This window comes from Roseibium sp. FZY0029 (assembly GCF_036350355.1).
Lineage (GTDB): Bacteria > Pseudomonadota > Alphaproteobacteria > Rhizobiales > Stappiaceae > Roseibium.
The window spans coordinates 1-14,583 of record NZ_JAZDVZ010000008.1; the positions used below are offsets into that span (position 1 = coordinate 1).

Consider the following 14,583-nt stretch of genomic DNA (forward strand, 5'->3'; position numbering starts at 1 on the left):
TGCAGGATGCCCCGCTGCTGTCACCGGGCAAAATCGGCACCGATGGTGCCGGCACTTTTCCTCCGGCCATCGGAGAGGCGGTTGACGGCGGCCTGCTTGCTCCGGATCCGGTGCACTATGTGACCAAGCATTTGCAACAAGGCATTGAGTGCGATCATTTCAGGTTGAAGAAGAACATGCCGACGGCCGGCGGGTTCCGCTCGTTCAATTCAGCCAGAAAATCTATCGCCGGTTTTGAAGCCACGCTGTGGCTCAAGAAGGGCTTCGACTTTGACGGTCAGTGAAGCGTCCGCGAACAGAACGATCTGCTTGCGATGATCTTCGGAATTGATAATGTTATCGAAGCCTCAAAGGCTGTCCCAAAATGGAAGAAAGCTGCCCGTCGGCGAAAGTTGCCACTAGCCCCGGCAACCTGCATCGAGATCCGTTCAAACAAGGACATGCAGCGCCTGCTCCGGATCGGAATTGAGTGCTTCTGAAACCTATCTAGGGGCAGAACAAGTTCTGATCGAAATCCTGTGCTGAGGGCAAACGATAAGAGTACAACGCATCTATGGCATGCAATAGCCGAAGGGAAACAGCCCTGGTGGCTAATGACCATGCTCATGGGTGCGTTCGAAATGACGGGCACACAGAGCAGCAGTAAGTGCTATCGTGGCAGAACTCAGCATGACGAGCAGGAGCCCCAAGCGGGCGTTTTCAGTCGTTAGAACGGCACCCGTTATCGTTGACATAATGGCCCCACCCAGAACCGCGATAGCGCTTGCCAAACCTGCGGCACTACCTGTCAGCTTCGGCCGAACCGAAATCGCGCCCGCATTCGCACTCGGCATGGTAAGACCGTTATAAACACCGACAAACATGCATGGACCGAACAGCGCCATCAGATGATCGACAACGAAGAAATATAGGACCAGACCGAGTAGCAGGCCCATGCAGGCAATTGTCCGGCCAGCTATTAAGGTGGTCGTCAACGGAAACCTGCCCGCGAAACGCCCAGCTAGATAGCTTCCGATCATGAAGCCCCCAGTGATCGATCCCATGTAGATGCCGAGCACGCCTGGAGACAGCTCCGATGCAGATCCAGCAGCTAGAGGGGCGCCAGTCAAAAAAGCGTAGAACGCACCAATCGAAAACGCCATGCACAAGGCATAGGCCCAAAAGCGACGTGACTTAAACAGTTCGGGATACGCCTGGAGTTGTTCAGCAATCGTGTTTGACGGTTCCCGGTTGGTCTCAACAAGATCGACCCAGCACAGCACTAATACCACAGCGCCGGACAAGGCGAGAAACCAGAAGCTGGCGCGCCACCCGAATGCCTCATCAAGTATTCCGCCGAAACTCGGGTCAAGCATGGGCGCTATGGCCCACGCCATTGCAATATAGCCGATCTTGCTGGCGGCTTGCTCCTTGCTGGTCGTATCCCGAACGATGGCAAGAGCCATCGCATATGTTGGCACGATAACAGCCTGGACCATTCTACAAGCGAGAAAAGTCCAAATGTCAGGAGCAGTGGCACATCCCAGCGTGGCAACCATGAAGATTCCCAAGCCCCACAGGATTACGGGACGGCGACCGAACCTGTCTGACATCGGCCCCATAATGGTTTGGAGACCTGCCGAGACAGTTGCGTAAACGGCCAATGCGAGGCCGATGACACCATAGTCCACGGCGAATTCCATCGCCATGTCGCTTAGCGACGGCAAAAAGATATTAACTGGAAGAATGCCAAGCGCTGACAGCAGGATCAACGTGGACAGGTGCGGAGCGGGTGAAGATTTTGGCATATTGGCTGGCAATAGTATTTTGCAGAGAGAGGTCCGGGCACAATAAAAGGCCCGTTAGAGGGGCCTTGCTTACAGCGCATGGGTGCTTTCCGCCGGGTGGCTACGCCACCCTGCCCATGCGCCTTCCTACTACGAAAGAAACCAAATCAACACTCATGATGAAATAAGTAAAAGGCAACCAAGGGTGGGGCAACAGCCAATTCTTGCATGTTGTCATTGCAAGCCTGGCGCAGCACGATGTTCACATTCCGTTCGAGCATCGCCCGGGATTCCGTGCAGGTCTTGTTCCGCCTCCCATCTAGCATTGCCTATCGCGCCAGGCTCGAAAGATGCATCAGACTGGACGTCCGTGCTATTCTGCGGTCCACACCGGATGCTTACGCCACTGGCTGCCACCCGTCTTCGCAAATGCAATGAATGACCGCTTTGCGGTGTTCGCGCGCTGAAAATTACGCGTTGTCTGCCGAATCCGGCTATTTCTCCGGGGCCTCTTTACCTTTGGCAACAAGGATATAACCCGCGCGATGAACCGTCACGATCTCAACCGGGAGCGAACGGATACGGCCGCGAAGGCGGTTTATCAGCACGTCGATGGTGCGATCGCCCGGGGACCAATTGCGCCCGCAGGCGAATTGTGACAACTGATCCCGCGTTTGCATCTGTCCTTCGTTCAACAGGAGGGTATGCAGCAGTCGCGTTTCGGCAGGTGCCAGAATAAGATGGTGGCCGTCGGTATCGAGCCTGCGGCTGCGCGGGTCGAATGTCATACCGGCGATCTCGAAAACACCGTACTCACCTGGGGTGTATTCATTGGAATGAGCTATCAGCAATTGCTTTATTCGGCTGCTCAGTTCAAGTGTATTAAACGGTTTGGTCACATATTCGGTGGCGCCGAGGCCGATCCCGAGAATCTTGTCTCGCGATTCATCCATCGTGCTGAGAATTATGACCGGGCAGTCACTTCCGCTTTTGATCGCGTTCAGCAACAAAAGGCCGTCACTGTCCGGCAGGCGCCGGTCGAGCAGGACCAGATCGAAATGGGTGTCTGCCAGGACGTCTTCGGCCTCGCGCGCTGATCCGACAATGACAAAGTCGGCACCGGCGCCGGCGATGATATCCTCGAGCATCAGTTGCACAATCGGGTCGTCATCGATGCAAAGAACAGAGGCTCTCTTGGCCTCTGACCGTGGGCGGACCTGATGCGTGGGGCTGGTCATTCCGCAGCCCATGCCGCATTCAGCCGTCGCCAGGACGGAATTTCCGCCAGATCCCGGTCGAGCAGAGAACGATGTGCAGCCAGATCGACGGGCTTGTCTTTGTCGTTGCCGTCGGCTTCGAGATTGCGCAGGGCGGATTCCAATTCCGGCAACGCCAGGATCGCGCTACTACCGGCAAGCCGGTGCGCGGACAATGTCAGCACACGCCGTGGGGTATCGGCGGCCCGCAATTGCCGGCGAAAGTCCGACCAGTTGGATGCGAACACGTCGATCATCGCTTGGACGGTTCCGGGCGCGAGACCCTGCAGACTCTCGGGTTCCTCTTGGCCTGCCGGACCGGTTGAAAAGCTTCGCGGACCCAATCCGAAAATGGCCGACGAAAGGCTGACCTGACCGGCCGGTTTGGCGAGAACCTCGTCAAATCCTGTCGATCGCCCGACCAGCGCATCGACATTGGCCGTTAACGCCAGGAACTTGGCCTGCCGGCTTGTCCGCTCTTGCAGATATTGAATCAGTGTCGGACCATCGCCATCGGGCAAAAGGTAATCGACCACATAGACGTCAAACTCGGCTTCAGCCGCATGATGCTTTGCCTCCTTGACGGATGCAGCGCGGGTGACCTTCAGTCCGATACGTTCCAATTGGTGGGCAGTCACATTGGCGCCGATAGGGTCGTCATCGACCAGCATGCAGGACTGTGCGTTCGGCAATTTGCCGGTCGTGTGGCTCTGAGATCGCGGGCCGGTCGGATCCAGGGTTTCGGCATGGAAAAGCGGCACTTCGAACCACACCAATGCGCCCTTCTCGAGGTTTTCATACCCGATCCGGCCCGCCATGGCGTCGACCAGATGGTGCGAGATCGCCAATCCCAAACCTGAGCCGCCATTGCCGGTATCGCGCGCGGTGGTGTTCTCGAAGGGCCGGAACAGGGCTGTCGCGGCATGCTCTGGCAAGCCCGGCCCATGATCGCGTACCTCGAAACGCAGAGCTTCCCTGCCAGCTTCGGCTGCAATGCGCCGGATCGCAACGGCGACCCCTTCGCCGTTATCCGCCTTTTGCGCATTCGACACCAAATTGCTTAGAACCTGCTGGATCATGCCCCAGTCGACATACGCCGATTTTGGAACATCGACGCCAATGTCGAATTCAAGCGGTGTCCGGGCAACGTTTCGACCGATGATGGCTATCCGGCTGTAGACACGAATTTCTTCGAACAGATCCGTGTCTGTCGGGCGCGGCACGGGCGGATCATTTTCGAATTTTGAGTAATTCAGCACGTTGTTGAGGGTCTGCAGCAAAGCCTTCCCCGCGCCTTCGATCACGTCGAGGAAGGTTTCCGAAGTGGCTTGATCCGCAGTGCGCAAAAGTTCAACTGCGCCCAGCACACTGTGCAGGGGGGTGCGTATTTCGTGGCTCATCGTTGCCAGAAACCGTGACATACCGCGCTCTGACTGCTTGGCTTCCTCTGCATCGCGCATGTGCGCAGTGACGTCGTTCAACAGGACCACATGACCCAGTGCGGTATTCTCTACCGCATCGTGCAGTGTGCGAGTGCGGACATCGAAACAGCGCGGCCCGTCCAGCGTGTCCAGCCAAACCGGGTCTTCCGACGCTTCGGTGTTTTCCATGATCTTGTCGATCACCGCCTGCAGCGAACTTTTACGACGCCGCATGGAACGAAGGTAGATGATATCGCCAGCCTGCGCGTCGCGGCCAAGAAACAATCCCGCCGCCGCCTGGTTCGCATTCACCAGATTGCCCCCGTGATCCAGAAGAAATGCAGCATTCCTCAGGCTTTCAAAAACGGCGAAATACCGGTCCTTGTCCAGCGTGATGGCGCGGGAACGCTCCTGCAGTTCACGTAGGCGCCGGTTGTCGTTGTTGTCGTGCCAGTCCGCGCTGATACTGAGCTCGCAGTGGTCGAAGAAATCACGAACACGGGACGCTTCCCGGGCGGTCACGCCGCCGGGTAACCGGGTAAGTTCAGACACGTAGAGGTTTCGGAAGTGCTTGAACAAGCCGAGATACATCTGGAGCGTGATGCCTTGAGATCGATGCATCCGGGCGATGAGGCGCATGCGGGAAAATCGTGGATCCGACGCATAATCAAGCGTCGCGATAGGACCGTTCGGCGCATCGTCGCTGCTGGCAAGATACGTCCCAAGGGCATTGGTGACACTGACAATCGCCTCGACCCATGCGGCGCGGATCGTCGTGGTGAAGGGCGCGTAGCCGTTTGATTTGGCGATTTCGATGGATTGATCGACCAAGCGGTCGAGGCGCTGTTGCAGAAAGTCTGTCAGCGCATCGTTACTACTGTTGCGTCCGAATCCGGGCGGCGTGTCTGCTTGCATGTCTGTCGGCATCTGCATCTTGACCCGTAGGCCCTCCCCAAGAAGCAACGCTTGATCGCAATAAGACCACTAAATCCTGTTTTCGCAAACCCGCGACGTTGTTTGTTTACATCTCGTTTACATCCAGTAACAACTTTGCAGCCTTTGGCGGCGGCTCCTCCTCTATCCTGTCTTTCAATAATCAACCCACAGAACTGGGCGCGTAGACATAGGGAGGATGAACATGCTGCGCATGAAGCGTCGTGAGTTCCTGAAAACGTCATCACTTGCCGGTGCCGGCGTTTTGGCCGCGAACAAGGCATGGTCCTTGAACAGGCTTGAACCCATCGGAGATACTCTGGCCGAGGAATATCCCTATCGCGATTGGGAAGATCTCTATCGCCGGGAATTCACCTGGGACAAGATCGGCAAGGCGGCGCATTGCATCAACTGCATCGGCAATTGCGCTTTTGATATTTACGTCAAGGACGGCATCGTCATCCGCGAGGAGCAGTTGGCGAAGTATCCGCAAATCAACCCCAACGTCCCCGACGCCAACCCCCGCGGCTGTCAGAAGGGCTCGATCCATTCCGCAGCCATGTATGAGGCCGATCGCCTGCGCTACCCCATGAAACGGGTGGGCGAGCGCGGCGAGGGCAAATGGCAGCGCATGGAGTGGGACGATATCACCGAAGAGATTGCCGACAAGGTGATCGACATCTTCGAGAAATACGGACCCGGAAAGCTGATGACCCATACCGGGTCGGGCAGCCAGTCGATGGTCCGGTTCGCGGCGCCCTATCGTTTTGCCTCACTGGTCGGCGGCGTGCAGCTGGATATCTTCACCGATGTGGGCGACCTGAACACCGGCGCGCATCTGGCCTATGGCAACCCGCTGGAAAGCTTCACCTCGGATGGCTGGTTCGACGCCGACTATATCATGATGTCGATGTTGAACCCCAGTGTGACACGGATCCCCGACGCGCATTACCTGTGGGAGGCCAAGTATAACGGCGCCCGCATCGTCTCGGTGGCGCCGGATTACAACCCGTCGTCGATCCACTCCGATCTGTGGATGCCGATCAAACAGGGCACAGACCCGTTCCTGGCAATGTCGATGGTCAATGTGATCATCGAGGAGGGCCTCTACAAACCCGATTTTGTCAAGGAACAGACCGACCTACCGGTTCTGGTCCGCACCGATAACGGCAAGCTGCTGCGCGAAGCCGACCTGGTCGATGGCGGCTCGGACCAGAACTTCTATCACTGGGACCTGAACACCGGTGCCCCCGTGATGCTCAGGGGCACGATGGCGTCGGAGGAGAAGACCATCGCGCTTGATGGCGTCGATCCGGCGCTAGAAGGCACCTTCACGGTCGAGGGGATCGAGGTCACCACGGTCTTTGAAAAAGTTCGCGCCGAAGCGGCGAATTACACGCCCGAATCCACGGCGAAAACCACCGGCATCGCCGCCGACACCGTGCGGGGCGAGGCACGTCATTTTTCCAAGGCGAAAAAGGCGATCCTGATGCTGGGCTTCAATGTCGGGCGCTATTCCAACGGCATCTACACCGGTTGGGCGCAGGCGCTGATGCTGGCGCTGACCGGGCATGGCGGCAAGACCGGCGGGATGGACACCTCCTGGGTCGACTGGAACCATAGCGCATGGCTGCAACTGGCGCTTTACGGGTTCGAAAAGCTACCAAGGCTGGAGCCCGGCGGTCTGGGCGAATTCCAGCGCGGCCACATGATCGAACACGCGCGCAAATATTACGACGCGGACAAGCTGAAAGAGCGCGTCGGGTTCAACATCGACGAAATGGAAGAGATGATCAACGAGAGTATCGGCGAAGGGTGGATGCCCTACAACGGCGATATGAAGGGGCTGATCTCGATCGCGGACAACAAATTCCGGCGCAACAAGTTCGTCGACAAGTACCGCGAGCGCATCCTTGAAGAGGTCGAGGAGCTTTTTGTCGACATCAACGTGCGCATGGACAGCACGGCGCAGTGGGCCGACTACCTGTTGCCCGCCGCCAGCCACTACGAGGCCTGGGATCTGCGCGGGGTCGGCTTCCACCGCTTCATCAACGTGTTCTCCAGGCCAGTCGAACCGATCGGCGAAGCGAAGCCGGACTGGGACATCATGGAGTTGCTGACCCGCAAGATCCAGGAGCGGGCCATCGCCCGCGGGATCGAGGGATACCAGGATGGCGACGTCACCCGCGATCTGCATACGATCCATGACGACTACACCATGAACCAAACGCTCCTGACCGACTACGACGCCACCAAGTGGCTCGTGGACAACAGCCCCGAAATGGGCGGCGTCTCTCTGGAAGAGGCCGCCGAACGGGGCTTTATCGTGATGAATGCCAAGGGGGGCAACAACCAGCCGATCCCGGTGGACGAACCCTATCGCCCGTTCGTGGCACAGACCGAGAACAAGAAGCCGTACGACACCCTCACGGGGCGTGTTACCTTCTATTGCGACCACCCGACATTCGAGAAGCTGGGCGCGATGGTGCCCACCGCGCGGCATCACGCCGGCAGTGAAGCATCGAACTTCCCGCTGAACTACTACTCGCCGCACACGCGATGGGGCATCCATTCCAACTGGCGGTCGAACAAGTTCATGCTGCGGCTGCAGCGGGGCGAACCCAACATCTACATCAACCCGAAACTGGCGGCGCAAAAGGGCATCACGGACGGCTCGAAGGTGCGGGTTTTCAACAGCGCGGGCGAGTTTTTCGCGCAGGCTAAGTTCTATCCCAGCCTGCCGCTAACCTCGATCATGATGGAGCACGGGTGGGAGCCGCATCAATACGAACAGTGGAAGCCGATGAACAACACCATGGCCACGCTGATCCAGCCTTTGGAACTGGCGGGCGGATGGGGGCACCTGGGCTTCAAGCTTTTCAAATGGAATGCAAACCAGCTCGCGCATGAAAGCGGCGTTGACGTGGAGCCGGCTTAAGAGCCGCGTGAGAGGGAGGAATAAGACATGGCCGTGAAACGTCAGCTGAGCATGGTTCTGGATTTGAACAAATGCATCGGGTGCCACACGTGTACATCCGCGTGCAAACTGCAATGGACCAACCGCAACGGTCGGGAATACATGTACTGGAACAATGTCGAGACCAGGCCCGGCACCGGATATCCGAAGAACTTTCACGAGATGGGCGGCGGGTTCGACGAGGAGGGCGCTTTACGCCTGGGAAAAGAACCCAGCGCCGAGGACTATGGCATTCCCTGGGAGTACAATTACGAAGAAGCCCTTATGACCGGCACGGACCCGTGGCTGCGCCCCAATGTCAAACCGACATGGGGGGCGAACTGGGACGAGGACGAGGGTGAGGGCGACTATCCGAACTCATACTATTTCTACCTGCCGAGGCTGTGCAATCACTGCGCAAATCCAGCCTGTCTGGCCGCCTGTTCGCGCAACGCGATCTACAAGCGTCAGGAAGACGGCATCGTCCTGATCGACCAGGAGCGCTGCCGTGGATATCGCTATTGCGTCTCAGCCTGCCCCTACAAGAAGGTCTATTTCAACGAGCAGATCTCGAAATCCGAGAAATGCATCTTCTGCTATCCGCGCATCGAGAAGGGCCTGCCAACCGCCTGTGCCAAGCAATGCGTCGGCCGGATCCGCTGGATTGGCTATCGCGACGACAAGGACGGGCCGATCCACACGCTGGTAGACAAATACAAAGTCGCCTTGCCGCTCTACCCCGAGATGGGGACACAACCCAACGTCTTCTACGTGCCGCCCCTGTCGCCGCCGAAAATCGACGAGGCCGGAGGCGCAACCGCCGAATCCCGCGTTCCGCTGGACTATCTCGAAAGCCTGTTCGGTGACGGGGTCAGCGCGGCACTGGAAACGATCACCGCCGAACGCGCTAAGAAGGCCGAGGGCGGCGAGAGCGAGTTGATGGACACGCTGATCGGCTATCGTCACGCCGAAATGTTCAAGCTAAGCTGATGTCGGTCGCGGTATCATCACGCCCTCCGATGGGCGACAGCCCGCAAAGGGCACGGGCGAAGGAACGCATCTGGCGCCTGGCGGCGCTGGCCTTCGGGCATCCGTCCAAGGAGTTTTTCGACGCCGTGGCTTCGGGGCAGTTTCACGAGGCCTTCAGCGACGCCTGGGCGGATACGACCGGTGCGCCCTGGCCCGCCATGCCCGTCTCGCCGGATTTCGCCAGTTTCGAGGCGGGCTATATCACCGCCTTCCTGCACGGTGATCGGGGCAAGCCTGTTGCCGCCCTGCTGGCCGGAGAGCATGAGCACATTCTCGCGGGCCTGACCCGGCCCTCCTTCATGCTGAATGTTGCGGCCTTCTACAGACATTTCGGCTTGAAGGCGGCGACCGGCGACGAAGGCAAGACCGACGAGCCCGATCATCTTGCCAGCATGCTGGAACTGATGGCGGTGCTTTGCCACTTCGAGGCGACCGCGCTGGCCAAGGGCAAGGATGCCTCGGGCTATCGCCGTGCGCAGCGCGATTTCCTGTGCCGCCATCTCGGTCCAACGCTGGAGGCCGTCGCCGGATTGCTGCGGCGGAATCCGGTCGAGTTGCTGGACCCCACGATCGGTCAGCTCGTGCAGGACATCAGCGCCTGGGCCGCGGTCCAGATCAACGAACTGGAGGTCCGGGTCGGTCCGTTTCACGACCCCGATGCGCCCAAAACCAGCAGCGGCCCCGCCGAGTCGGCGGCACAAAACCTCTGGGGATAAGGAGACCCACCATGCAAAGAACGATCGTGACCCTGACCGCATTGGCCATGCTTTCGACTCCGTCTCTGTCTGTCGCCCAAGCCGTGGAAGATGCGAATATCAAACTGATCGAGGCCTATGAAACCGTAAAAGTTTCGACCATTCCCGACGGCATCTACCTGCGCAACGTCAACGACCCGGACGACATCATCTGGCAGCGCCTGCCCGAATATCGCGTTGCCATGTTACCGGCGCCGGCGGTGCATCAATCGGTGGAGCTCAGGGTCAATTACGATACCGAGGCAAGCTATCTCAACGTGACATTGGCCAAGACGTCGGATCGGTTCTATGTGCGGCTGCGCTGGGTGGATGACACGAAAGATACCGAAACGGCGTTTGACCGGTTCCGGGACGGCGTCGCGGTGCAGTTTTCCATGGGGGATGACGAGACATCCTACATAATGGGCGACGGCCCCGACAGCCCGGTGAATATCTGGTACTGGCGCTCCGACAAGGGCGAGGTGCAAAACCTTGCGGCGGGCAGCCCCGGCAGCACCACGATCCTCGACGAACAGCCGGTCAGCGGCGAAAGCCAATATTCCGACAATGACGGCGATCCGAACCAATGGACGGTCGTGATGTCGCGCCCGATCGAGGCGGATGGCGATCACAATGTGTCGCTGGACCGGGACATGGTGCCCATGGCCTTCGCCGTCTGGCAGGGAGCCGAGAAAGAGCGCGACGGGTTCAAGCGCGTATCGGACGGCTGGATCCTTCTCGACATGGCATCGGAATAAGCCATGGATTTCCTGACCCCTGAAGAAAAGGCAAGTGGCCCCAAGACCGATTGCGGACTGGGCCACGCCTGCCAGTTCTGCCCGAAAGAAGACAGCTGCACGCTCGACAAGCCCTATCACAACAAGGTTCTGATCGAGAACCGGCTGCAGGAGATCGACCAGATCATCGTCGTGCTGGCCAACAAGGGCGGGGTTGGCAAAAGCACGGTCAGTGCCAATCTGGCCGCCGGGCTGGCGCGAGAAGGATTTCGCGTAGGCGTGGCCGATGCAGATATCCACGGGCCTAATCAAAGCCGGTTTTTCGGTTTTGCAGGCGCCAAGATCCGCACCACGCCAGCGGGATTGCAGACCCATGGCTTCCAAGCCGCAGAGATCGCATATCCGGTCGAGGTCGGATCACTGGCCTTCATGCTCGAAGACGACACCACCCCGATCGTCTGGCGAGACGCCTACAAACATGATTTCATCCACCATCTCATCGGCAGCTTCGATTGGGGATCTCTGGACTTTCTGGTGGTCGACATGCCCCCGGGCACCGGCAACGAGCTGATCACGCTGTGCGACATGCTTGAAGGCAGCAACGTGTCGGCAGTTCTGGTGACGTCGCCACAGGCAGTGGCACAAATGGACAGCCTCAAGGCCGGGCGGTTTTGCCGCGAGCGGGGCCTGCCAGTTGTCGGAGCCGTGGTGAACATGGCCGGAGTGGAATGCCCGCATTGCCACGAAGAATTTCATCTGTTTCCCGATGCGGGCGTTACCGAGGCGTTGGGCCAACTCGACATCGACAAGATCGCCGAAATTCCCCTTTCGCCCGATCTCGCGCTGGGATCGGACCGCGGGGAGCCGGTCGTAACCGCGATGCCCGACACCGCGGTGGCGCGCGCCTTTGCTCCGATGATCGAAGCGGTCGCCGCGCTGGGGCGTGAGGGTTTTCACCAGGCGGTCGCCGCAACAATGCAAGATGTGTTTGCCGAAAATCTGAACGACGCGGACCTGCAGGCGGCGTTGGCGGCATTGCCCGAAAATGACGCGCTAGGCGTCGGGCTCTCGGAACTACTGAACCAGGAGGCCGCCAGACTTAAACAGGCCACGCAACCGGCGGAGGATGACGGATAGATGCACGGATCAGTTGAAAGGGTTTCGCGTCGGGGATTTTTCCTCGGCCAGTTCGGGGCGCGCCCCGAGGCAGCACCGGGTTGGTATTCGGTTGAAGGCCTTTCAGCGGGCCCCGACGACGTGTTCTGGGATGGGTGGGCCGACGAAACCGGCCTGTTCGTTGTCGGCGATCACGGGGCGATCAACCACTTCGATGGCGAAGACTGGGTCCGGCAGCCCTGTCCGGCACCCGTGCCGATCCATGCGCTTTGGGGCACAGATCGGGCAAACCTGTGGGCCGTCGGTTGGATGGGATTGATCCTGCACCATGACGGAGAGATCTGGAGCCAAATGCGTGGCTGCGTGGTCGACGCGGGCGGAAAATATGCCTCCGTTGAGGAGAATACCCCACTGTTCGCCATTTGCGGCGGCGCGGACGGTCAGGCGTGGGCCGTTGGTGATCGCGGTATGGTCCTTCATTTCGACGGGGCTGATTGGACGGTCGAGAACGCTAGCACGCACGCTCATTTGCGCGCGGTGATCCGCCTCGACGATGGGCGTGTGATGGCCGCTGGCGGCGATGGCACGGTGCTGATACGCGATGTCGAGGGCACATGGCACGCACTGGACTGCCCGGTGGGCTCCAATTTCACTGCCGCAATGGCCTTGCCTGACGGGCGCGTTTTACTGGCCGGAGGCCGCTATTTCATACAGGCGAACGGGTTTCGCGGCGATCTTGTCATGTGGGATGGTGAGACGTTCGAAAAGCTTTTCACCGACACGGAGTTTAGCCGCTTCCGGGCCTTGGGGCGGACCGGCAAAGGCCTTGTGGCGCTTGGGGATGCAGGACAAATCCATCTGTTACGCGACGACCATATCGACCGCCTGCAAAGCGGCACGGGGCACGACCTCCTGGGCCTGGTCGACCTGCCGTTAGGTGACGTGATGGCGGTCGGCGATTATGGCAGTCTTTTGGTGGGCGGCAGCGCGGCGCTGAGCTGTTTCGCACCCGCCATCCGGCCCGGCGAGGAGCCGGCGAACTGGTCCGCGATGCAGAGCGGTACCGACCGCCAGCTTTGGGGCATCTGGCACGATCCCGAGCAGGACATGCTGTTTGCCTGCGGCGAGGAGGGGACCGTGCTGGCCCATGATCGCGGCAAATGGGAGGCGCTGCCGCCAGCAGGCGCGCTTGGAATTCACGACCTGGCCCGCGCCCCGGATGGCGGACTGCTGGCTGCGGGTCAATTGGGCGAAATTCACCATTTCGATGGCACGGCCTGGCGCAAGCATTTCGACCTGTTCATGGACATCACGCTCTTGTCGATGTGGTCCGATGGCCGCGGGCAGATCTTTGCCGTCGGCGACGAAGGGCTTGTGCTGCATTGGTCGGGCGTGGATTGGGAGCGTATGCCATCCGGCACCAAGAGCGCGCTTTATGGCGTGTGGGGTATGGATGCGGAGCATCTGCTGGCCGTCGGGGATTTCGGCCAGGTCATGCGGTGGAACGGCAAGCGCTGGGACGAGTTTAACGCCGGAACCGAACATTTCCTTTTCGACGTCTGGGGGCGGTCACTGAGCGATGTTTTTGTTGTCGGATTATCCGGCACAATCGGCCATTTCGACGGGTCTCGATGGCATATCACCCCTGCGCGGGCGCGCAACGACCTCTTGGCACTGACCGGGACCGAGACCGACGTGGTGGCCGTTGGAGCCGCAGGCGCAGCGGCGCGTTTCGACGGCCATCGCTGGCATATGGACCCGACCGGCACAACGGCCGGCTTGCGGGCGATCGCGGTGGATGGCGCGGGCCGGTATTTCGCTGCGGGCGATGGCGGGACAATCCTGTTCCGAGACGCTAAATGACTCCGTTTACGCGAGAACCGAAGTGCTCGACCTCAGAGGCACCCCAGGTCCAGCCGCCCCTGTTGGGATACATCCAGTCCCAGGGGCGCGGTGGTGGCGACAGGGTCTTAAGCAATGTCGCCGATCGCCTGATCGCGGCGGGCATCCGGGTGTACGGCATCGTTCAGGTCAACCGCGAAAGGCGCGACGGGCAGCGCTGCGACATGGACATCAGAATCCTGCCGGACGGATCGGAGATCCGGGTGTCGCAAAGCCTCGGCCTTGGTGCGCGCGGGTGCCGGCTGGACAGCGGTGCCCTGGAGATAGCCGTCGCCAGCGTTGGTGCATCTTTCGGTCCGGATGCGGATCTGCTGATCGTCAACAAGTTCGGCAAACAAGAGGCCTCCGGCGCAGGCTTTCGCACAGTGATTGGAGAGGCCATCGCTCTTGGCGTACCTGTTCTCACCTGCGTGAACGTGCTGAACCAGGAGGCATTTGACCAGTTCTCAGCCGGACTGCAGGTGCGGTTGGAAGCGTGCGAAACCACGCTGGTCAACTGGTATCTGACCTGCCGGCAGACCCCTTGGCCAAGTAGCCGCGCTCATTTGGATACCGTCCAGAATGTTCCCCCCACCAACAGCACACCGTGACAAGCTGTCCAAAGGTCAACATCCTTCGCCGCAGTTTCACACCTGATCACTGCGCGTGAGCCACATCTTGAAAAGCGGACGGTGATCATGATTTCGCGAATGTCTGGAACGTCCGCATTGCCGACATCTGGCTGCCACCCGGC

10 protein-coding genes and 1 pseudogene are annotated in these 14,583 nt (G+C 59.6%); 8 read left to right on the forward strand and 3 right to left on the reverse strand.

The window, feature by feature from the left end:
• Positions 1-347: pseudogene (locus V1T76_RS21280) on the forward strand (DDE-type integrase/transposase/recombinase); the annotation flags it as partial.
• Positions 348-590: 243 nt separating this feature from the next.
• Here the strand turns inward: V1T76_RS21280 and V1T76_RS21285 are convergent.
• The 3 genes from V1T76_RS21285 to V1T76_RS21295 form a co-directional block, all read right to left on the reverse strand.
• The gene (locus V1T76_RS21285) at positions 591-1,799 is read right to left on the reverse strand and encodes a multidrug effflux MFS transporter (RefSeq protein WP_330562691.1); all 1,209 of its coding nucleotides are present in this window, start codon (positions 1,797-1,799) and stop codon (positions 591-593) included.
• Between the two features lie 461 nt (positions 1,800-2,260).
• Positions 2,261-3,004: a response regulator transcription factor gene (locus tag V1T76_RS21290; RefSeq protein WP_330562692.1), complete on the reverse strand. Its 744-nt coding sequence runs from the start codon at positions 3,002-3,004 to the stop codon at positions 2,261-2,263.
• On the reverse strand, positions 3,001-5,376 hold the full coding sequence (locus V1T76_RS21295) for an ATP-binding protein (protein ID WP_330562693.1): 2,376 nt from the start codon (positions 5,374-5,376) through the stop codon (positions 3,001-3,003). Before V1T76_RS21295 ends, V1T76_RS21290 begins: the two co-directional genes overlap by 4 nt.
• A 205-nt stretch (positions 5,377-5,581) precedes the next feature.
• On the opposite strand from V1T76_RS21295, the gene V1T76_RS21300 reads away from it, so the two are divergent.
• The 7 genes from V1T76_RS21300 to V1T76_RS21330 are packed head-to-tail and all read left to right on the forward strand — an operon-like array spanning position 5,582 to position 14,440.
• Positions 5,582-8,314, forward strand: coding sequence for a molybdopterin-dependent oxidoreductase (locus V1T76_RS21300; RefSeq protein WP_330562694.1), 2,733 nt, complete (start codon positions 5,582-5,584; stop codon positions 8,312-8,314).
• A gap of 27 nt (positions 8,315-8,341) precedes the next feature.
• Positions 8,342-9,322, forward strand: coding sequence for a chlorate reductase subunit beta (gene clrB, locus V1T76_RS21305; protein WP_330562695.1), 981 nt, complete (start codon positions 8,342-8,344; stop codon positions 9,320-9,322).
• A gap of 29 nt (positions 9,323-9,351) precedes the next feature.
• A complete protein-coding gene (locus tag V1T76_RS21310) occupies positions 9,352-10,077 on the forward strand; it encodes a molecular chaperone TorD family protein (RefSeq protein ID WP_330562696.1) in 726 nt (241 codons plus the stop codon).
• 11 nt (positions 10,078-10,088) lie between these two features.
• On the forward strand, positions 10,089-10,853 hold the full coding sequence (locus V1T76_RS21315) for an ethylbenzene dehydrogenase-related protein (RefSeq protein ID WP_148583185.1): 765 nt from the start codon (positions 10,089-10,091) through the stop codon (positions 10,851-10,853).
• A 3-nt stretch (positions 10,854-10,856) separates the two neighbouring features.
• Complete coding sequence (locus tag V1T76_RS21320) at positions 10,857-11,969, forward strand: P-loop NTPase (protein ID WP_330562697.1); 1,113 nt, start codon at positions 10,857-10,859, stop codon at positions 11,967-11,969.
• The gene (locus V1T76_RS21325; RefSeq protein WP_330562698.1) at positions 11,970-13,811 is read left to right on the forward strand and encodes a hypothetical protein; all 1,842 of its coding nucleotides are present in this window, start codon (positions 11,970-11,972) and stop codon (positions 13,809-13,811) included. It abuts the gene before it with no gap.
• Positions 13,808-14,440, forward strand: a complete 633-nt coding sequence (locus V1T76_RS21330) for a DUF2478 domain-containing protein (RefSeq protein WP_330562699.1) — start codon at positions 13,808-13,810, stop codon at positions 14,438-14,440. The genes V1T76_RS21325 and V1T76_RS21330 overlap by 4 nt, the downstream gene beginning before the upstream one ends.
• Positions 14,441-14,583 lie beyond the last annotated feature (143 nt).